Here is a 19873-nt window from a genome sequence, read left to right on the forward strand (position 1 = left end):
CCCCTCGACTTGCATGTGTTAGGCCTGCCGCTAGCGTTCATCCTGAGCCAGGATCAAACTCTTCATCGTTAAAATCTTTATATTTTTTAATCGACTATGTCCTCTCAGGGTTACTCTAATTCAAATCTTTCCTTGTGCTGTCAATTTATTCTTTCAATGAACTTCTTTCTTATTTTAGAAGGCAAGAGGCAGATATCAGCGTATAATCCTATTCACTACATCATTCTTTACGCTACCCTCCTAACTCCTCATTCTCAAAAGCGGGTGCAAAATTAAAAAACTTTTTTTATTCTACAAAATATTTTTAAATATTTTTTTTACCCCCCTAACAAAACGCTATTTTAATGAACTTAAGCTATTAGCTTATCCGTTTTGCGGGTGCAAAGATAATACCTTTTTATCCTATCTACCAAATTTTTTACACTCTTTTTTTCTTTTTTAATCCTTTTTTTATTAAATAGCTGATTATCAATATTATTATAAACCATTTTTTTGCCCTTTTTTACTATCAATGCTCTTTTATATCCTTTAACACCTCTTTAAATACCTTATATTTTATATACCCTTGATAACAAATTTTCTATAATAAATAAAAATACCTTTTTATAAATACTAACAAGCATTGAAAACTCTTCCAATCCCCTATCATAAGATTATCTTTTAACTCATAATAATCATTAAGACATAATTATTGATTGTTTTTTGTTGTTTATCAATATCATTTATAAAATATGTCAAAAATCGTTGTATCTTTGTAATTTAAATTAGTCCAATGAAAACGTTTTGTTATCTTACTAGTTGTCTACTAATTATTTCTAATAGTTTTGCTCAATCTATTCAAAGAGATAGAAAGCAACCTAATATTATCATTTTTTTAGTTGATGATATGGGTTGGCAAGATACGTCGGTTGCTTTTGATAAAAAGATTTCTGAGAATAACAAAAAATATCATACCTCAAATATGGAGCAACTCAGTGAGCAAGGAATGAAATTCACGCAAGGTTATGCAGCTTCTGTTTGCTCACCAAGTAGAGTTAGTTTGCTTACCGGAAGCAATGCTGCCCGCCACAGAGTAACCAATTGGGCTTTTCTTGGCGATACACCAACCGATGTAGAGGATTCAAAGCTAATTCCTCCCAAATGGAATGTAAATGGTATCAGTCCTGAACCAAATATTTCGCTTACATATTATGCTAAATCGCTTCCCGAATTGCTTAAAAAGGTTGGATATTATACAGTTTTGATTGGAAAAGCTCATTTTGGAGCGAAAGGAACACTGGGAGAAAATCCCATAGCCTTAGGTTTTGAAAAAAATATTGCTGGGCACGCAGGCGGAGGACTTGCTAGCTATTCGGGTTTGCAAAATTTTGGAAATCTTCCTAGCGGAAAATCATCGCCCTTTGCTATTCCAGATATGGAGGCTTATTGGGGGAAAGATATTTCAATCACAGAAGCTCTCACTCGCGAGGCAATTGCTACATTGGCAAATCGACCCAAAGAAAAACCTTTTTTCTTGTATCTGTCGCATTATGCGGTGCATACTCCCATTGAAGCTGATAATCGGTTCATTCAGAAATACTTAGACAAAGGTCTAAACCCGATTGAAGCACGTTACGCCTCAATGATAGAAGCTATGGATAAGAGTTTGGGTGATATTCTTTTGTATCTGAAAGAAAATAATTTGGAAGAAAATACATTTATTTTGTTTCTTTCGGATAATGGTGGATTAAGTGCCTTGGCACGAGGCGGAGAGTTACATCGGCATAATGCTCCACTCAATAGCGGAAAAGGTTCGGCATACGAAGGAGGTATTCGCATACCTATGATCGCTCAATGGAAAACATTGGTCAAAGCCAATACGCAAACCGATATTCCTGTAATTATCGAAGATATTTTCCCTACATTGTTAGATATTGCTCAGGTAAAATCGTATTCTGTTCCGCAAACCATTGACGGGGAAAGTTTTTTATCTATTTTAGAAGGAAAAAAATCTGCTCGAAAAAGAGCCTTGTTTTGGCACATTCCTAATAATTGGTATAATGTAAAAGGACACGGAATAGGCGCTTCAAGTAGCATTCGTTGGGGCAAATGGAAACTTATTTATATGCACAAAACCCAGCAAATAGAACTTTTTGACTTAAAAAAAGATATTGGAGAAACGATCAATCTAACTCAAAAGTATCCGAAACAAGCAAAAAAATTAGCTCAAAAACTAACAAGCTATCTCAAAGAAGTTCAAGCTCAAATGCCCATAGACAAAAAACAAATAAAGTAGTGCCTTATCCTATTGAAACTATTCGTTAGATTTCTTTTTTCGATGTTTTATAACTTCGTTACATACAATCACCAAAAGCATTACGGCAGTTGCTATATAAAAAAGAGGAGACATTCGTTCGGATTCGCCAAAAATAAAATATGCCAAAATTACTCCATAAACAGGTTCCAAATTGATTGCTAACAAAAAAGAATACGGGGAGAAATACTTGAGTAAATGTACCGAATGCACCATAGGATAAGCCGTTAAAGCTCCCGCCAATATTATGAGCCAAAGTAAATCATTTCCTTGGAAATGAAGCAAATCAGATGTATTGTTGGTCGCTAATAGAAATACAGAAACCAATAAAAATCCTCCAAGCATCTCATAAAGAGTAATTTGAGATGAAGGATAATCTCTTCGTAAAAAAGAATTGAAAATAGAAAATACTGCAGACAAAAAACTACACAAAACCCCCATTACAATTCCTACCCAATACTGCGGATTTGTATTGAAAATAAGTAGCAAACACCCCACAACAATCAAAGCTAAAAACACTTCATATTGTGCGATTTTTCTTTTGAAAAATAAAGGCTCTAAAAATGCTGAAAACAAAGCTCCAGTAGAGAGCGTACTTAGAGCAATGGAAACATTGGAGGCTTTTATTGCTCCGAAAAACAATATCCAATGAAGCCCAATAACCATACCTGCTACTAAAAACTTCCATAGAGATTTTCCTCTGGGAACAATGTCTTTTTTGAGCAACAGGAGTACTATTAGTAGAATAATAAAGGTAAAAAATACACGCCAAAAAACAAGTGCTAAGGCCTCAAAACTGATTAACTTACCCAAAATTCCGGTAAAACTCCATAAAAATATTAAAAAATGTAATTGTAATTGATATTTCCACATAATTTTACTAATGAGCTTCTAACCAATTATTTCCAAGTCCAACATCAACTATCAGTGGGACAGAAAGTTGATAGGCGTTTTGCATTTGGTCTTTAATAAGAGGCACTACAAGGTCTTTTTCTAAGTTATATACATCAAATATAAGTTCGTCATGTACTTGTAAAAGCATTTTTGTTTTATAGTTAGTCTGTTGCAAAGCTCGATGAATATTTATCATAGCTATTTTGATAATATCAGCAGCGCTTCCTTGTATTGGCGCATTAACTGCATTTCGCTCAGCAGCTCCTTTTACAACCTGATTACGAGAATTGATATCGGGCAAATAACGTCTTCTTCCTAAAATGGTTTCTACGTATCCGTGCTGGCGAGCAAAATAAATTTGTCTATCAATATAATCTTTTAGTTTCGGATAGGTTTGATAATATATATCTATCAGATTTTTACTCTCAGAACGCGAAAGATTGGTTTGCTGGCTAAGTCCTGTTGCTGAAACACCATAAATAATACCAAAATTGATGGTTTTAGCATGGCTTCGTTGCTCACGAGTTACCTCTTGCAGAGGAACATTGAAAACCTTAGCCGCCGTAGAACGATGTATATCTTCACCTCGCATAAAGGCATCTATCATATTTTGCTCTCCGCTAAGTGCTGCAATTACTCGAAGTTCTATTTGTGAATAATCAGCAGCCAATAACGTATATTGTTCATTACGAGGAATAAAAGCCTTTCGTATTTGTTGTCCGCGTGGAGTGCGAATAGGAATATTCTGCAAATTCGGATTATTACTACTTAGTCTCCCTGTTGCGGTAACAGCCTGCATATAAGTGGTATGTACACGCCCTGTTTTTGGATTTACTTCACTGGGAAGTGCATCAATATATGTATTTTGTAATTTTTGTAATTGACGAAATTCCAATACATTAGCAACAATAGGATGTTGTGGAGCAAGGTCAGAAAGTATCGCTTCGGAAGTGGCGTATTGCCCTGTTTTTGTTTTTGTTGGTTTAGCTAATAATTTTAGTTTATCAAACAAAATATCACCTAATTGTTTCGGAGAAGATAAATTAAAAACAACTCCCGCTTGTTGGTAAATTTCTGATTCTAAACGCGTTATATCTTTTTGTATTTCTACTGAAAGTGTTTTCAAAAAATCAACATCAATACGGATACCTTCCAGCTCCATCGAAGCCAAAACTTGTACCAAAGGCGTTTCTACTTGCTCAAAAAGTTTCTTAGCATTCTGTTCAATGAGTTTTGGAGCAAAGACTTCTTTTAATTGTAGCGTAATATCAGCATCTTCCACGGCATATTCTTTTTGCTCTTCAAGAGGAATATTTCGCATAGATAACTGATTTTTTCCTTTTTTCCCGATAAGTGTTTCAATAGAAATAGGCGAGTATTTCAAATAATTTTCTGCCAGAGCGTCCATATTGTGTCGCATATCAGGATTAAGCAAATAATGAGCTATCATCGTGTCGAAAAGTTGCCCTTTTACTTTTATTCCATAATTGGCTAAAATTTTTATATCATATTTTAGATTTTGTCCTATTTTGCTAATATTTTCATTTTCAAAAAAAGGACGCAATTTTTCTAATAAATCTTTTGTAGCTTGTTGATTTTCAGGAAATGAAACATAATAACCTTTATTTTTCTGCCAAGAAAATGATATTCCGATGAGTTGTGCATTAAGTTCGTCCAACGAAGTTGTTTCGGTATCAAAACAAACTTCTTGCTGTTTGAGAAGTTGATCTACTAGCAGATGAATCCCCATAGGTGAATTGACTAATTGATACATATGAGGAATATCTTTAATTGTCTTATATTCAGAAATTTCCGTTATATCAAAAAGAGTGTGTTGGGTTGGTTGCGAAAAAAGTGTGTTGGGCTCGGTAGGTAATGTATTTTTCTGTTGTTGATAAATTTTCTGTAAAGACCCAAGTAATGTCCGAAATTCTAATTCTTCAAAAATCGGAACAATTTCTTCCATTTTAGGTGGCGAAATAGCAAAATCTTCTTCACAAAATTCAACAGGAACATCAAGCATAATACGAGCTAATTGTTTTGAAAGAATACCTTTTGATGCATTATTTTCAATATTTTCGCGTAATTTTCCTTTCAATTTATCAGTATTTGCCAAGAGGTTTTCGAGCGAACCGAATTCTTGTAACAATTTTTGAGCTGTTTTCTCTCCTACACCAGGTAGCCCAGGTATGTTATCCACCGCATCGCCCATCATTCCGAGAAAATCAATTACTTGCTCGGGATTTTCTATACCAAATTTTTCTTTAATTTCTTCCACTCCCCATATTTCGGCATCTTTTCCTGATTTGGCAGGGCGATAAATAAAGATATTTTCAGAAACTAATTGACCAAAATCTTTATCAGGAGTAACCATATATACTTGATAGCCTTTATTTTCGGCTTGTTTGGCGAGTGTCCCGATAATATCATCAGCTTCGTAACCTTCTTTTTCTATTATGGGAATTTGCATCGCATTGAGTATCTGATGAATATACGGAATTGCCAAGCGAATCGCCTCGGGAGTTTCATCTCTATTGGCTTTATATTCGGTAAATAGCTCAGTACGAGCGTGGCTTCCTCCTTTATCAAAAGCTACGGCAATATGGTCAGGATTTTCTCGCTTGATAACATCTAAAAGAGAATTCATAAATCCCATAATTGCCGAAGTATTTAATCCTTTGGAAGTAATACGTGGGTTTTTGATAAAAGCATAATATCCTCTGAAAATCAGAGCATACGCATCTAATAAAAAAAGTTTTTTACCATTCATAAGAAGTCCTTTTCTGTTGAATAAAAACACTGCATTCGTAAAATCTTTGTGAATAAAAACTTATTCAAATATATAGCATTTTTTCTTTTCTTTTTATCTCATATATCTTGCAGTGCGAGCTTTGTCTTGAAACATAGTAAGCAAAAACTTAGAGCTTAGTATGTCATAACAAAAAAAATTTGTAAGATAAAATCGAATCAAAAAATAGTTAAATAGCTTATTTATTATTGGTTTCTTCCAATTCTAATTCTGCTTGAAACTCTTCAATAGCAGGTTTCATTGTGCTTTCAGGAAGGTCATCAATACGGATATACATCAACCCATCAATGGCGTTATTAAACAATGGATCTACGTTAAAAGCAATTACTTTGGCATTTTGTTTAATATACTTTTTGATAAGCACAGGCAGGCGCAAACTTCCTGGTTCGAGTTCATCAATAATTTTATCAAATTTATTCAAATCGGATTGTGTTTCGTCAAAAATAAAATCTTTGTCGGCATCTTTAAGTTTTACTTTGAATTCTTTTTTAGGTTTCACATATTGCGCCACATAAGGGTCATAATAGTTTGACTTCATAAACTCAATCATAAGAGCTTTGGAAAATTCTGTAAATTGATTGCTAATACTTACACCTCCGAGCAAATATTTATGCTCTGGAAATCGCAAAGTTGTATGAGCAATACCTTTCCAAAGTAAGAAAAGAGGCATTGGTTTTTGCTGATATTCGCATGCTACAAAAGCACGCCCCATTTCGATAGTTTCACTCATCATTTTATACAACTCGGGTTCAAAACGAAACAGCGAATGCGTGTAGAATCCGTTGATACCATACACATCATAAAAATCGGAAGCTATTCCCATTCGGTAAGCTCCTGCTATTTTTTTTGTTTGATTATCCCAAAGGAAAAGATGTCGATAATACGTATCATATTCATCTAAATCAATTGAGAGATTACTACCTTCTCCCACTTCTCGAAAAGTGAGTTCTCGTAAGCGCCCGATTTCTCTTAAAATATTAGGTATATCCTCAGATTTTGCCAAAAAAACCTCATAATCTTTACTCTGCACCAAGCGAGTTTTCTTCTGGCGAAGTTGCGCTACTTCTTCAAGTAATACTTCGGGACATATAGGCGGAATAATAGGCTCTGGTTCTTGTGGATTTTTGCTCAATCGTGTAGCTTTGATAACAGAAGCCAATGGTTTGAACGTTTTATTCTGTTCGTACGAATTGGACAACAAATAGGTTCGCTTACGAAGAAAATTTGTAAATTCGTCTAAATCATCGTATTCATCTTGTGTTTTGGGCAAAATAGGACGCCCGATGCGAATATGTATCGTTCTTCTTTTTTGTGTTAATAATTCCGAAGGAAGTTTGGCTGTACGTAACGTATCATTCCACTTAGAAAGTTGATAGAAAAGTTTGCTATTTTTAGCATGAAAATATACAGGAATAATAGGAACATTGGCTTTTTTAATCAGTTTTATTGCCGATTTTTCCCAAGGTTTATCAATAACTAAGCGTTCGTTTTCGTAGGTCGAAACTTCTCCTGCAGGGAAAATACCCAAAGGTTTTCCTTCTCTCAGGTGTGTAATCGTTTTCTTAAATCCTAAGACGCTTGATTGTGCATCTTTATGATTTTCAAACGGATTAACAGGCATAATATAAGGCGCTAAGGGTTTTATTCGGTTCAGGAGAAAATTAGCCATTATTTTATAATCCGAACGCTGTTCAAGCAGTAATTTTAGAAGTAAAATTCCGTCAATCCCACCCAAAGGGTGATTTGAAATCGTAATAAAAGCGCCTTCTTTGGGAATTTTTTTTAAGTCTTCTTCTGGAATTTCAAAATTTATTTTAAATTCATCTAAAATAGCATCTAAAAAAGTAATTCCGTTCAGATGTTTATTGCGGTTATAAATTCTATTTAGTTTTGAAATTCTGAGAATTTTCATCAAGCTCCACCCTGCGAATGTTCCCAAAAAACCATATTTATCTAAGTTGATAGCCTTAGCTACTTCTTTTGCCGTTACCAAACTCATACCTATTTGTTATTTGGTTGCAAAGATATAAAAATTATCAATAAAATGTATCTAAACTTTTAAGGTTTGTACAATGATTCTTTAAATAAAAACAAAATACAAATGATCAGGCTAAGCAAAATCGAAGCTTTTTTTACCTTATTTGAAAAATAATAATTTACTAATTGAATAAGTTAGTTATCTTTCAAGAGTATGGGAGATTTCTCAATTTCGCTTTAAAATGATAACTTTTATTTTTGAAATAAAAAAATTTAGATAAATTATGACAAAAAACACGAAGAAAATTCTTCGTGTTTTTTTGTATCTTTTAAAATATTTTTAATTTACTTTTAAAAAAGTTTTTGGTATTTTTATTCTATTTTTGCATTATGAATACCTATTTTTAGAACATATTTCCCATCTTTATCCTTTACAAGTAAGCCATTTTTATCAATATCATATGGATTTTCTCCATTTTTGAAAGTTAAATCTAATAACTTATCTATTTCTGATGTTATATCAAATAGAATATTACTCTCCTCTTTTTTATCATATCTGAATTCTATCTGCAAATTCTCCCCTTTTTCATAAGCCAAAATTGGCGATATTCCTCCTTGGCTAAAATAGAACTGATTTTCTGAAAGAATATTCTTTTTATTTAAGCGTCTTATATAACCTCTTCCTGTTGGTTTATGTTGTCCTGAAATTGATTTCATATTATCTTTGATTAACAAATCAAAGCTAATTTTATTACTTTTCTTGAAATATTTTGAATAAATAACAGTTTTGAAAGGCGAATTTGTACCTAATTCTCTCAATTTATAAGAAACAGCAATACCTGGATTATCTTTATCAAATCCTGCACCTTCGGTCACAAATTTTTTAATTTGTTCAATACTTGTAATAGCTTCTCCACCAAGTTTAGCATTTCCTCCTAAAACACGACCTGTAATTTTTGATGATTTTTGTAAATCTTTATATTCCACTTCGGCTTTAGCATCAAAAGTTCCTGATAAAATTGAAGCATTTATTTTTGCTTCTGCTTCTTTTTTACTTAAACTTGTTTCAATTCCCAAAAGAAGTACTCTCCCCATTTTGATAGATGAAATATAAACAGGTTTTACATTGCCAAAAGCTGTTTGATAATCAAAATTTTCAGCAAAAAACTCAGAAGGATTTGTTGGAATATCAAGATCTACCGTATAATACACCTGTTGAATTTTTACCAAAAAGCGAGTCTTTTCTCTACTATAACTAAATCCAGCACTTGCATTAACTTTAGTAGCTGTTCCATTATAACTACCCCCCATAGCTATTTTTAAGTGCTGCTCATCGTGAACCTCTTCATAAGAATAAATGATATTGGCTGGAGGAACTTGAAAATCTTTCGCCAACAAATCACTTATGGCTGTACGTACAGTTGATAATCTTGGATTCTCAACCTTAACAGAAGGGTTTACTCCTTGTTTTCCCTGTAAAGAAACAGACAATGTTATGGGTTTTCTGGGAGCTGCTATTGGTAAATAAGACCCATCAACAACTGTTTGGGCTTTTACTAAAGCACCTGGATAGAAAATTTCTTGATCATCTGAAAACAAAAGTTGTTCCTCAAATTGTTTAGCTTGTTCATACTCTTCAGTTTGAACATTTACAGGAAGAATATTTGAATACCCTTCACCTTTTTCCCCAAGCATCAATGCCTGTGATTTAGGGGAAACTACCAATCTTTCAGGAAAAGGAGCCCTTTGTTCAACAGAAGGCAATTTTTGTACAAAACCATCAAGTTGCTGATTAAAATGTTCTTTAACATTTTGCTCTTGATTTACTTCTTTTGTTTCTTTCTGACAAGAAAGAATACACGACGAAATTAGGAGTAAAAACGCTCCTTTGTAAATTTGTGTTTTCATTATAATTTTGTTATTTAAAAATTAAGACGCAAAGTTACTACATTTTTTATAAAAAACAAATAAAAAAGTTATTTTTTTTAAAAATATCTAAACTTTTAAGGTTTGTACAATTATTCCTTAAATAAAAACAAAATACAAATGATCAAACTAAGCAGTATAATATTATCAGACCAAACAAAGCCAAAGCCCAAAACGCAAGGCTTCGACTTCACTCAGCCTGATACAAAACATCTCTTCGAGTGATTTGTGTAACGAAATGGAACAAATTGTATCGAGAAGTGTTATGTTTTTTGTTCTCGATACTAATTTTATCTCCGTTACCACTTCGATAAAATTAACTCGAACTGACGAAAGGCAAAAAATTTTCGCCCTTACATTGTACAATCTTTGCATTCTTTCAGCCTGACACAGTGTTCAACGCCCCTCCCTTCCAATGAGTCGAGCTACTTTTCAGATATTGTGCCATACCTTTTTGATAAGTTGAGATATCTCCAAAGTAAGTCGTGCTACCTTTTAGATATTGTGCCATACTTTTTTGATAAGTTGAGATATCTCCAAAGTAAGTCGTGCTACCTTTCAGATATCGTGCCATACTTTTTTGATAAGTTGAGATACCTCCAAGGTAAGTCGTGCTACCTTTTTGGTAAGTGCTGCTATCAAAAAGGTAACTGCACTTATTTAATACATATCTCAGGTAATGTTATTGGTCAGTTTTTGGCTGATTTTCATCAGTTGAGTTATTTCGCTTTCCTCTCGAGCTAAAAAATTGCTTCAACTCACGGTGTTTTTGCTCAAAGCCAACGGCATTTGAACCCGCTCGAAAGCCGGTATAAGCATAATCGTTCAGGGCATCTTGATAATTGTCGTAGTCGTGCAGAATTTTAGCATTTTTCAATCGGTCGAGCAAACTTTCTAAGCGATTGATAGCCATTTCGTACGTTCCTCTACTTTTAAAATCACGGAAAAATTCGTCCCAATCTACATCAATACTACGCAATTGTGGTTGCGAAATGGCGTATTCATTAACTTTGTTGACAAACAATTTGTTCTGCTCGTTTACCCTTCCGTACTTGTTGCGGTCATCAGAAGTTAGGTTCACTTTCAACACCTCTAAGGCTTGTTCCAACGCTTGTAATGCGTTATTTACGGCTGTGATTTGCTCTTCGGTCAAATGCACATTGTTTAAATTAGCTATGCTCATAAGTATATAAATTAAAATTATACATCAATCATGTATTAAACCAATTATTTGAATCGTATAATTGATTTTTAAAATAATTGTTCTTTATTCACATTTTTCATTACATATTGCTTCTACCTGAATAATGGCTTGGTTTATATGAAAATTGTGTAAAACTTCTTGTAATTGCTTGCGAATGCTATCAGTTTGGGATAATCTATCCTGAGAAACCAAAGCGTGCATCGTAGCTACATGCGAATGACCATCTTGTGTCCAAAGTTGTAACTTGTGAATATTCACAACACACTGAGTTGCTTGAAGTTGTTTTGTCAATTCTTTCAAATTGACCTGTTCAGGTGCTTTTTGCAAAAAAATTTTAGTTACATTGAGCCAATTAGGAATGGCATTGTACAATATAAACGTAGCAATACCAAGAGATAGTATTGCATCTATCCAGAACCATTGAGTAAAGTAAATAACAACTCCCCCTACAAGAACAGCTACCCAGCCCAATACATCTTCCAAAAAGTGAAGCATCATCGCACGCGAATTATATTGATTTTTTGCGCCACTTTGGTGCATTCGCCAGAAGGCAATTCCGTTAATAAGTAGTCCAAAAAGAGCCAATAGTATCATTCCCCAAGTAGTAACTTGGTAAGGTGTGAATAACTTTTCAACCGCATTGTATATCATAATTACAGAGCCTATAATAAGGATTGTACTTAGTATATAAGCCGAGAGCAATGAAAATCGACGATAGCCATATGTATATTGTTCAGAAGGTTTTCGGTTCGCATATTTTTCAAGCCAAATAGCCAAACCCAAAGCGATGCTATCGCCCAAATCGTGAAAAGCATCTGTAATAATGGCAAATGACCCTGTTAGAATTCCTCCTACAAATTCAATAATTGTAAAAAATAAATTCAACCCAAAGGCCGTTTTCATTTCTTTCAAATTGGAATGAATATGTGTGTGATGATGTGTGTGATGATGGGTACTCATAACAAAATAATTTATTTTTTTCTGCCAACAAATATACATCAATTTTTTCAAACGAAATCTTTTTAAAAGATTTTTTAGTTACTATATACGACTTTTTATTTTATAACAAAAAAATGCACTTCAAGAGCGCATTTTGTATCTATTATTTGTATTATAATTTGTCTATTTCAGCGGATAACCGCTCGGTTATTTCTTCGATTGAACCAATTCCATTTACCGAACGTAATTTTCCTTGTTTTTGATAATAAGCAATAAGAGGTGCTGTTTTTTGGTTGTATTCCACAAAACGATTACGGATTTTTTCCTCATCTTGGTCATCAGTTCGACCACTTATTTTTCCACGTTCAACCAATCGCTTGATAAGTATTTCATCATCGGCATCTAATGCTAATGTTGCATCAATTTTCATTGATTTTGAAGACAAAAAAGCATCTAAAGCCTCTGCTTGGGGTATTGTTCGTGGAAATCCATCAAAAATAAAACCTTTTGAATCTGGATTATTGGCTATTTCTTCTTGTAACATTTTGATAGTTACCTCATCGGGAACAAGGTCTCCCTTGTCCATATACGATTGTGCCAATTTGCCAAGAGGTGTTGCATTTTGAATATTATTTCGGAACAAATCACCCGTAGAAATATGTACTAAATCATATTTTTCTTTAAGGAAAACCGCTTGAGTTCCTTTGCCAGCTCCTGGTTTTCCAAACAAAACTAAATTTGTCATTGTTTGTATGTTTAATTGATAAATTTCAGGAAGATTTCGCCCAAGTTCATCATAATCTAAGCCATATCCTACAATAAATCGGTTCGGAATACTAAAACCAATGTGATGTATTGGATAATCTTTCGTATAGGCTTCGGGCTTGAAAAACAAGGTTACAATACGCAAAGAAGCTACTTGTTTTTCTTCAAAAATACGATAAATCTCTCCAAGTGTATTTCCTGTATCAACAATATCTTCTAAGACTACTACATCTCGATTTTTAACATCGGTAGAAAGTCCTACAAGTTGTTTCACACAATGGGTTGTTTCCATACCTTGGTACGAAGACAAGCGAACAAAAGCGATTTCGCAGTTACTCTTGTATTGTTTCATAAAATCAGAAGCAAACATAAATGCTCCATTGAGAATAACTACAAAAACAGGAACTCTATCTTGCATTTCGGTTTTTATTTCGTTGGCAAGACGAGCAATTTCAGTTTGTAATTGTAACTGAGAAAGATAAGGTCGAAATTCTTTATCGTGTAGTTTTACAATCATTTAGTAAAAATTAAGCCACAAAGTTACGATTATTTACCAAATTTGCAAATGACTTTTATAAAAATCATTTTAAACAGAAACATTATAATCTCTCAGTGCATCATTGAGCGAAGTTTTCAAATCGGTTGATGGCTTTCTTTGACCGATAATTAGTGCACAAGGAACTTGATATTGTCCTGCTGCGAAGTCCTTTGTATAACTACCTGGAATAACCACAGAGCGAGCAGGTATAACTCCTTTTGTTTCTACGGGAGTACTTCCTGTTACATCAATAATTTTTGTTGAAGAAGTCAAAACAACATTAGCTCCCAATACAGCTTCTTTCTCTACTCGCACTCCTTCTACAACAATACATCGAGACCCTACAAAAGCACCATCTTCTATGACAACAGGTGCAGCTTGCAAAGGTTCAAGCACTCCGCCTATTCCTACACCTCCACTCAAATGGACGTTTTTTCCTATTTGGGCACAACTTCCCACAGTTGCCCACGTATCAACCATTGTTCCACTATCTACGTAAGCTCCAATATTAACATATGAAGGCATTAGTACCACTCCCGAAGCTATAAAAGCTCCGTATCGAGCTACTGCATGAGGTACAACACGTATGCCTTTCTCAGCATAATTCTTTTTAAGTGGAATTTTGTCGTGATATTCAAAAATACCTACTTCATAAATCTGCATCTGTCGAGTAGGGAAATATAAAACAACTGCCTTTTTTATCCATTGATTCACTTTCCACCCCTCAACAGTAGGTTCTGCCACACGTAGTTTTCCTTGGTCAAGAAGAGAAATAACCTCGTTTATCGCTTCTAATGTTTCGGGGGAATTAAGCAGAAATTTGTCTTCCCACGCTTTTTCAATAATAGTTTGTAAATGATTATCCATGTCTTTTTTATTTTAACAAAATAATTGTAAAAGTAGAAAAATTTATGTAAGTAATGAAATTATCTGTTTAGCAAGTTCTTCACCAATGCGTTCCTGTGCTTCATAAGTAGAAGCTCCTATATGTGGAGTATGAGATATATTGGGGTGCATCAGTATTTTTAGAGAAGGGGAAGGTTCTTTCTCATAAACATCTAATCCTGCAAAAGCCACTTTGCCTGTATCCAATGCTTCTAATAGAGCCTTTTCATTTAGCACACCACCACGTGCTGTATTGACAATACCAACTCCTTCTTTTAACAGATTAAACTCTTCTGTATCCAACACATATGTTTTTTGTGCAGGGATATGTAACGTAATAAAATCGGATTGTGAGAGAACCTCTTCTTTGCTGATGGTTTCTATTTCAAAATGAAGATTTTTTCCATCAAAAAATGATAACGTGATAGTTTCTTTGATAGGTTTTAAATCATAAGCTAACACCTTCATTCCAAGTCTAATAGCTATTTCAGCAACGGCTTTCCCTATTTGTCCAAAGCCAATAATCCCAAGTGTTTTCCCTTTGAGTTCGCTCCCTTGTGAATAAGAATTTTTTAATTCTTTAAATCGAGTATCACCTTCCAAAGGCATATTTCTGTTCGCATCATACAAAAATCGTATGCCTCCAAACAAATGTGCAAAAACCAATTCAGCTACGGAATATGAAGAGGCTTTGGGAGTATTTATAACTTTAATTCCTTTATTTTCAGCAGTTTCTACATCAATATTATCCATTCCTACACCTGCTCTACCTATTAGTTTCAAAGTAGGGCATTTTTCAATAATTTCTTTGGTAACCTGAGTTGTTGAGCGAACCAAAAGAATATCAATTAGTTCTTTATTTATAAAATCAACTAATTGATTTTGAGCCACTTTTATTTCTATTATTTCAAAACCTGCATCCGATAAAAGTTGTTTTCCTGCTTCAGAAATTCCATCATTAGCTAATATTTTCATTTTTAGATTGTATTAAAATTTGGATTTAACTTTTCTTCTCAAAATCTTTCATTACTTCAACCAAATATTGTACACTCTGTAAAGGCATTGCATTGTATATAGATGCTCTATACCCTCCCACACTTCGGTGTCCTTTGAGCCCACTAATACCTGATTTTTTCCAAAAATTATCAAATCGATCAGTAAGACTTTCATCTACTAAGTTAAAAACAACATTCATAAACGAGCGATCTTGTGGATGTGCATATCCTTTAAAAAGCGGATTTCGGTCAATTTCTTGGTATAGAATATGGGCTTTTTCGGTATTTATTTTTTCAATTTCACCAATTCCTCCTTTCGCTTTGAGCCATTGCATTGTTAAAAGTGAAACATAAATAGCAAAAGTTGTAGGTGTGTTTGTCATACTATCATTTTTGATATATTCCTGATAATCAAGCATTGTAGGAATTATACGAAAAACCTTACCTAAAATATCTTCGCGAACAATAACCAAAGTTATTCCTGCTGGACCTAAATTCTTTTGAGCTCCTGCATAAATTAAGGCGAATTTGTTATACGGAATTTGTCGTGAAAAAATATCAGAACTCATATCAGCAATCAATGGTACAGAAACCTCTGGAATATATTTATACTGAGTTCCATAAATGGTATTATTAGTAGTTATGTGCAGATAATCAGCGTCTTGTGGAGCAGTTATATGAGTAGGAATATTCCGATATCCGTTTTCTTTGGAAGAAGCTACCACTTCTACATTACCTATTTTTTGTGCTTCAACAAGAGCTTTGTGCGACCAAGTTCCTGTATCCACATATGCTCCTTTGTTTTGTAATAAATTATAGGCTGTCATAAGAAATTGCATACTTGCTCCTCCTTGCAAAAATAAGGACTGATACCCTTTGCTTGTGAGTTGTGCTAGTTCTAAAGCTAAGGCTCTAGCTTGTTGCATTACGTCAAGAAATTCTTTACTTCGATGAGAAATTTCTAAAATAGAAAGTCCTGTATTTTCAAAATCTAATATGGATTGTGAGACTTTCTCAAAAACCTCAGCGGGCAAGATAGAAGGTCCTGCACTGAAATTATGCTTTTTCATATTTTTTTTCAAAAGAAACAAGGTGCAAATTTCTAACTTTTTTTTGATACGGAAAAGTTTTTTTTATTTTTCTCACAAAAAAGAATATAAAATTTATATTCTATAAAAACAATCTCCTGATTTTATCGATTATAAAATCAGGAGATAAAAAACAAATATTTCATTTATTTGATATGATAGTGTCGCAATTGATGTTCTTTTTGGCGCGAAGAACTAAAACAAGACACACGTTTTAGATAGCCAATAACTCGTGTGGCATGGTCAACGTCATGCGAGCCACAAGCACTACATTGATATAAAGTTCGCTTATCTATATGATTACATTCATTACAAATAGTAATTCGTATATTGAAACAAAAGTAATTACAACCAGCCAAAGCCGTAGCGTTTAAAAGTTTTAAAAAGCCTTCTTTGGTGGGAGTTTCTTCTAAATTCAGATGTAATGCTGAACCTCCGTCTAAATATTGTATTATTTCTTTTCCGTGAAGAATAATTTTGTCTAACACATTTACTTTCTGATTTTCAACAGGATAGAAATACGAGTTATAACATTCTCTTGGTGAAAATAACCCATCTTTTTTATCCCAAAGAGCATTCTTCACTCCCAAGTTTTCTGCGGGAACAAATTCAGTATTAAACATATAACCAAACTCTTCTCGTGCTTTTCTATTCTCATCATAAATGATTTTTAAATAATAGCTTGCAAAATTTTTATACTCTTGGTTATTACTTGCTTCAATACCTAAATATTCGGCAGCTTCAACCAATCCATTGATACCAATAGTTAAAAATTGTTTGTCTAACGAGATAAAACCTGCATCATATACAGGTAAGAGCCCTGCTTCTTTGTATTCTTCTATCAATTTTCGGTAAGCAACTTGGTATTTTTGTATTTTTCTTACTTCTTCTACAATATCTTTTCCTTGCTGAATAAGGCGATTGATATTCATTGTAATAACATTGATAGACCCAGTTGCAACTCCTCCTGCTCCTAACGAATAACTGAATGTATTATCACTAATTTCATTGCGAAGTCGGCAACACGAAGCCAGACTATCGGCACTTTCAGACTGATAAATAAAAAAAGAATTGCCTTCACTAAGTTCCTCTGCACACATATGGGCAAAAGTACTATCAACTGGTTTTGTTCCATCAGTAAGCATTGCAGCAGTTACCACAGGAAAGGTAAGAATTGCCTTAGTTCGTTCAAGATTAAACCATTTCATAAAAAAATGTTGAAATTTGGAGAAACGCTCCCAGTCAGGTCGTGTCATATCTGGGAAAACAAAATCTCCAAACATATTTTCAAAATAAGGTTTATCATACAATGAGATATTCCAAAATACAGATTGATATCCTCGTGCAGCAGCAGGTTGGTTGATTGCATAAACTACGTGTTGCAAGTGATTTTCTATAGTCTTGCGATTGGTTTGAAGATAATTTTCTCCGTAATCACGAGTAGCAAAGTGATCAAAATAGAGTAAAAATTCCACTGTTGCCAAAGCACCTGCAAATTGTGAACTAATGGCAAAAACTAAATTGACAAACTCGCCACAGAAACTCTCTAAGTGCTTTGGTGCTTTACTTTCTCCTCCTATTTTTAATAATCCATCTAACAGAAAAGGATACATACTAATGGAAACACAATAAGGTTTGAGAGAAGTCTCATCGTGTGTATAAATTTCGTGTGCTTCTAATTGACGAACATATTCTTGAGATAATTCTTCTGAGAAAAGTGTGGCAATTTTTCGGCGAATCAATTCTCGATTGATTTGAATGTTAATATCTTTATTGATTTCTGCCTCCATCGTTGCGACGTTCTTTGAAGTAACATTGGCATTGGCATCAACTGTTGAGGCAGTAGCTGCATTACTTGCTTTGATGTACTTTTCAATAAAGTCTATCTTTTTGCTAATTTGTGTAGGTGTTAATCGAATCATAATGAAAGATGTTTATGTTAGTATTAATTTGATGGTTTATATTTTTTCCTTTGATTTTATACCGAAAATTGACATTTTTTATCGCAATTTGCCTTGTAAAACCCTCAGTAGCGGACAAACAAACTGTTCAGTAGTGTATTTGTTTTGATTTCAACAAATTTTTGGTTGGTTATAGGACTATCAAGCCCTCCTAATTCGGCAATCCAAGCACCTGTTTTAAGCCAGGTAAGTTGTTTTTTTATTTCCTTTGAAACATCATCATAACCTGTATATAGGCACGTTTCGAGACCTTTGGCTTTTGCTATTTTTAACTTTTGAATAAGATCTTCTTCTTCCCATTCGCCTCCCATAAAAAGTATACATGAAATCATATTTTTATATTTTTGAATGAAAGAAATAAAAATTGCATTAGTCAAGGCTTCTCCACTTTTACCTTTCCACAAAAAAGGTGAATGACACCCTTTGCAACGCAACGGACATCCCGTAATACTGAAACACAAACTAATGTGATTCGGAACTTCTTGCAAAACAATTTGTATGTCGTGATAATGTAGCATAATACAAGTGTTTTTGTATATTGAGCAATTTTTTGTTTAAAAAAAGAGAAAATAGCCTCAAATGGACAGCAAAGGTAAGTACTCTATAAAAAAAATTCTCAACAAAAAACAGAAAGTTATAAACCAAGTTATTAACAATTTAAAAGAGATGTGAAATTTTTAAAATATATTATAGTTTTCATCATTTAAAAAAAATATCGCTCAAAAATATCAAAACTTACAAATAAAATAAAAAATATTTGCCTTTTATTGTAGTTTCACGTAAAAAGTATATCTTTGCACCTTGTATCATTTTGTCACATACAAAAATAACAAATGTATAATCTGCCAGTATTTTTTGGCAAAAAATAAATCGATTATGAAGAAAATACTAACGCTCTTGTGCTTTGGAATTGCTACTATTTTTTCAGTTCAAGCACAACAAAAGAATGCTAAAGCTACTTTGGAAGTTGATGGAGTATGCAACTCTTGCAAAGCTCGTATAGAAAAAGCCTCACTCGGTGTTAAGGGAGTAAAATATGCCAATTGGAACGTTGGCACACACCAACTTTCACTTATACTTGACGAACGTAAAACATCTGTTGAGCAAGTGCAGCAAGCTATTGCCAAATCAGGACATGACAACCGAATACCTAATACAGATAAGGTTGTAATTGCCAAAGAAGAAGACTACAACGGAGTGGCTGCTTGTTGTAAGTATCGCGATGAGGAAGTTGTAAAAAATCATCCAAAATAGAAAAGAACTCTTAATTTATAATATGAATTTTTTTTAATAAAAGAGGTCGAGCGGTTGCCAAAGGCAACCGCTCGACTATTATATAACTATAAGCCTCTTTCTGTTATTTTTTTATATCTTCTTGGTTGAAATAATTTTAACGGGACACGCTTTTTGGGCGGCTTCACAAGGCTCTAAAATGTTATCATCGTGCGATTTGAGTGTGAAAAAACCCTTCTTCTCTGTGGAGCGAAGCAAAACACTTTTTCCGTCTTTCTTCGACATCTGAAACTGCTCCGGAGCCACTTCCACACAATAATTACACCCAATGCATTTATCACGCTGTAAGGTTACTACTACCATTTT

16 protein-coding genes and 1 rRNA gene (1 of these 17 cut by a window edge) are annotated in these 19873 nt (G+C 33.8%); 2 read left to right on the forward strand and 15 right to left on the reverse strand.

The window, feature by feature from the left end:
• Positions 1–69, reverse strand: a 16S ribosomal RNA gene (locus OO775_RS00025); it reaches 1414 nt to the left of the window's first position.
• Positions 70–772: 703 nt separating this feature from the next.
• On the opposite strand from OO775_RS00025, the gene OO775_RS00030 reads away from it, so the two are divergent.
• Complete coding sequence (locus OO775_RS00030) at positions 773–2275, forward strand: sulfatase (RefSeq protein WP_264844890.1); 1503 nt, start codon at positions 773–775, stop codon at positions 2273–2275.
• An 18-nt stretch (positions 2276–2293) separates the two neighbouring features.
• Here the strand turns inward: OO775_RS00030 and OO775_RS00035 are convergent, their stop codons facing one another.
• The 13 genes from OO775_RS00035 to nrdG all read right to left on the reverse strand — a co-directional run bounded on the left by OO775_RS00035 (position 2294) and on the right by nrdG (position 18792).
• Entirely contained in the window at positions 2294–3166 is an 873-nt protein-coding gene (locus OO775_RS00035) for a DMT family transporter (RefSeq protein WP_264844891.1), read from the reverse strand.
• A 7-nt stretch (positions 3167–3173) separates the two neighbouring features.
• Positions 3174–5957, reverse strand: coding sequence for a DNA polymerase I (gene polA, locus OO775_RS00040; protein ID WP_264844893.1), 2784 nt, complete (start codon positions 5955–5957; stop codon positions 3174–3176).
• Positions 5958–6174: 217 nt separating this feature from the next.
• The gene (locus OO775_RS00045) at positions 6175–7995 is read right to left on the reverse strand and encodes a GNAT family N-acyltransferase (protein ID WP_264844895.1); all 1821 of its coding nucleotides are present in this window, start codon (positions 7993–7995) and stop codon (positions 6175–6177) included.
• 350 nt (positions 7996–8345) lie between these two features.
• Positions 8346–9881, reverse strand: coding sequence for a thiol-activated cytolysin family protein (locus OO775_RS00050; RefSeq protein WP_264844896.1), 1536 nt, complete (start codon positions 9879–9881; stop codon positions 8346–8348).
• 397 nt (positions 9882–10278) lie between these two features.
• Positions 10279–10473 (reverse strand): hypothetical protein, encoded by a 195-nt coding sequence (locus OO775_RS00055; protein WP_264844898.1) that lies wholly within the window; start codon positions 10471–10473, stop codon positions 10279–10281.
• A 108-nt stretch (positions 10474–10581) separates the two neighbouring features.
• Entirely contained in the window at positions 10582–11082 is a 501-nt protein-coding gene (locus OO775_RS00060) for a hypothetical protein (RefSeq protein ID WP_264844900.1), read from the reverse strand.
• Positions 11083–11166: 84 nt separating this feature from the next.
• Positions 11167–12063, reverse strand: a complete 897-nt coding sequence (locus OO775_RS00065) for a cation diffusion facilitator family transporter (RefSeq protein WP_264844902.1) — start codon at positions 12061–12063, stop codon at positions 11167–11169.
• Positions 12064–12214: 151 nt separating this feature from the next.
• Positions 12215–13324: an adenylate kinase gene (locus OO775_RS00070; RefSeq protein WP_264844904.1), complete on the reverse strand. Its 1110-nt coding sequence runs from the start codon at positions 13322–13324 to the stop codon at positions 12215–12217.
• 69 nt (positions 13325–13393) lie between these two features.
• Positions 13394–14212 (reverse strand): 2,3,4,5-tetrahydropyridine-2,6-dicarboxylate N-succinyltransferase, encoded by an 819-nt coding sequence (locus OO775_RS00075; protein WP_264844905.1) that lies wholly within the window; start codon positions 14210–14212, stop codon positions 13394–13396.
• Between the two features lie 42 nt (positions 14213–14254).
• Positions 14255–15205 carry a D-2-hydroxyacid dehydrogenase gene (locus OO775_RS00080; protein WP_264844906.1) on the reverse strand — a complete coding sequence of 317 codons (951 nt, stop codon included), beginning with the start codon at positions 15203–15205 and terminating at the stop codon, positions 14255–14257.
• A gap of 25 nt (positions 15206–15230) precedes the next feature.
• Positions 15231–16295 carry a 3-phosphoserine/phosphohydroxythreonine transaminase gene (gene serC / locus OO775_RS00085; RefSeq protein ID WP_264844908.1) on the reverse strand — a complete coding sequence of 355 codons (1065 nt, stop codon included), beginning with the start codon at positions 16293–16295 and terminating at the stop codon, positions 15231–15233.
• Positions 16296–16459: 164 nt separating this feature from the next.
• Positions 16460–18235: an anaerobic ribonucleoside-triphosphate reductase gene (gene nrdD / locus OO775_RS00090; protein WP_264844909.1), complete on the reverse strand. Its 1776-nt coding sequence runs from the start codon at positions 18233–18235 to the stop codon at positions 16460–16462.
• A 104-nt stretch (positions 18236–18339) separates the two neighbouring features.
• Entirely contained in the window at positions 18340–18792 is a 453-nt protein-coding gene (nrdG, locus tag OO775_RS00095) for an anaerobic ribonucleoside-triphosphate reductase activating protein (protein WP_264844911.1), read from the reverse strand.
• 358 nt (positions 18793–19150) lie between these two features.
• Between nrdG and OO775_RS00100 the strand changes: the two genes are divergently transcribed.
• Positions 19151–19528, forward strand: a complete 378-nt coding sequence (locus OO775_RS00100; protein ID WP_264844913.1) for a heavy-metal-associated domain-containing protein — start codon at positions 19151–19153, stop codon at positions 19526–19528.
• 111 nt (positions 19529–19639) lie between these two features.
• Here the strand turns inward: OO775_RS00100 and OO775_RS00105 are convergent, their stop codons facing one another.
• Positions 19640–19870 carry a ferredoxin gene (locus OO775_RS00105; protein WP_018280400.1) on the reverse strand — a complete coding sequence of 77 codons (231 nt, stop codon included), beginning with the start codon at positions 19868–19870 and terminating at the stop codon, positions 19640–19642.
• Between the last annotated feature and the right edge of the window lie 3 nt (positions 19871–19873).

Source organism: Capnocytophaga catalasegens, assembly GCF_026005215.1.
GTDB classification, from domain to species: domain Bacteria; phylum Bacteroidota; class Bacteroidia; order Flavobacteriales; family Flavobacteriaceae; genus Capnocytophaga; species Capnocytophaga catalasegens.

What these genes read in the sequence shown, in the direction of transcription:
- serC (WP_264844908.1), bottom strand. Translation starts at nt 16,295, where the DNA reads ATGAAAAAGCATAATTTCAGTGCAGGACCTTCTATCTTGCCCGCTGAG.
- nrdG (WP_264844911.1), bottom strand. Translation starts at nt 18,792, where the DNA reads ATGCTACATTATCACGACATACAAATTGTTTTGCAAGAAGTTCCGAAT.
- OO775_RS00070 (WP_264844904.1), bottom strand. Translation starts at nt 13,324, where the DNA reads ATGATTGTAAAACTACACGATAAAGAATTTCGACCTTATCTTTCTCAG.
- OO775_RS00055 (WP_264844898.1), bottom strand. Translation starts at nt 10,473, where the DNA reads ATGGCACGATATCTGAAAGGTAGCACGACTTACTTTGGAGATATCTCA.
- OO775_RS00045 (WP_264844895.1), bottom strand. Translation starts at nt 7,995, where the DNA reads ATGAGTTTGGTAACGGCAAAAGAAGTAGCTAAGGCTATCAACTTAGAT.
- OO775_RS00100 (WP_264844913.1), top strand. Translation starts at nt 19,151, where the DNA reads ATGAAGAAAATACTAACGCTCTTGTGCTTTGGAATTGCTACTATTTTT.
- OO775_RS00080 (WP_264844906.1), bottom strand. Translation starts at nt 15,205, where the DNA reads ATGAAAATATTAGCTAATGATGGAATTTCTGAAGCAGGAAAACAACTT.
- OO775_RS00105 (WP_018280400.1), bottom strand. Translation starts at nt 19,870, where the DNA reads ATGGTAGTAGTAACCTTACAGCGTGATAAATGCATTGGGTGTAATTAT.
- polA (WP_264844893.1), bottom strand. Translation starts at nt 5,957, where the DNA reads ATGAATGGTAAAAAACTTTTTTTATTAGATGCGTATGCTCTGATTTTC.
- OO775_RS00075 (WP_264844905.1), bottom strand. Translation starts at nt 14,212, where the DNA reads ATGGATAATCATTTACAAACTATTATTGAAAAAGCGTGGGAAGACAAA.
- OO775_RS00065 (WP_264844902.1), bottom strand. Translation starts at nt 12,063, where the DNA reads ATGAGTACCCATCATCACACACATCATCACACACATATTCATTCCAAT.
- OO775_RS00035 (WP_264844891.1), bottom strand. Translation starts at nt 3,166, where the DNA reads ATGTGGAAATATCAATTACAATTACATTTTTTAATATTTTTATGGAGT.
- nrdD (WP_264844909.1), bottom strand. Translation starts at nt 18,235, where the DNA reads ATGATTCGATTAACACCTACACAAATTAGCAAAAAGATAGACTTTATT.
- OO775_RS00030 (WP_264844890.1), top strand. Translation starts at nt 773, where the DNA reads ATGAAAACGTTTTGTTATCTTACTAGTTGTCTACTAATTATTTCTAAT.
- OO775_RS00060 (WP_264844900.1), bottom strand. Translation starts at nt 11,082, where the DNA reads ATGAGCATAGCTAATTTAAACAATGTGCATTTGACCGAAGAGCAAATC.
- OO775_RS00050 (WP_264844896.1), bottom strand. Translation starts at nt 9,881, where the DNA reads ATGAAAACACAAATTTACAAAGGAGCGTTTTTACTCCTAATTTCGTCG.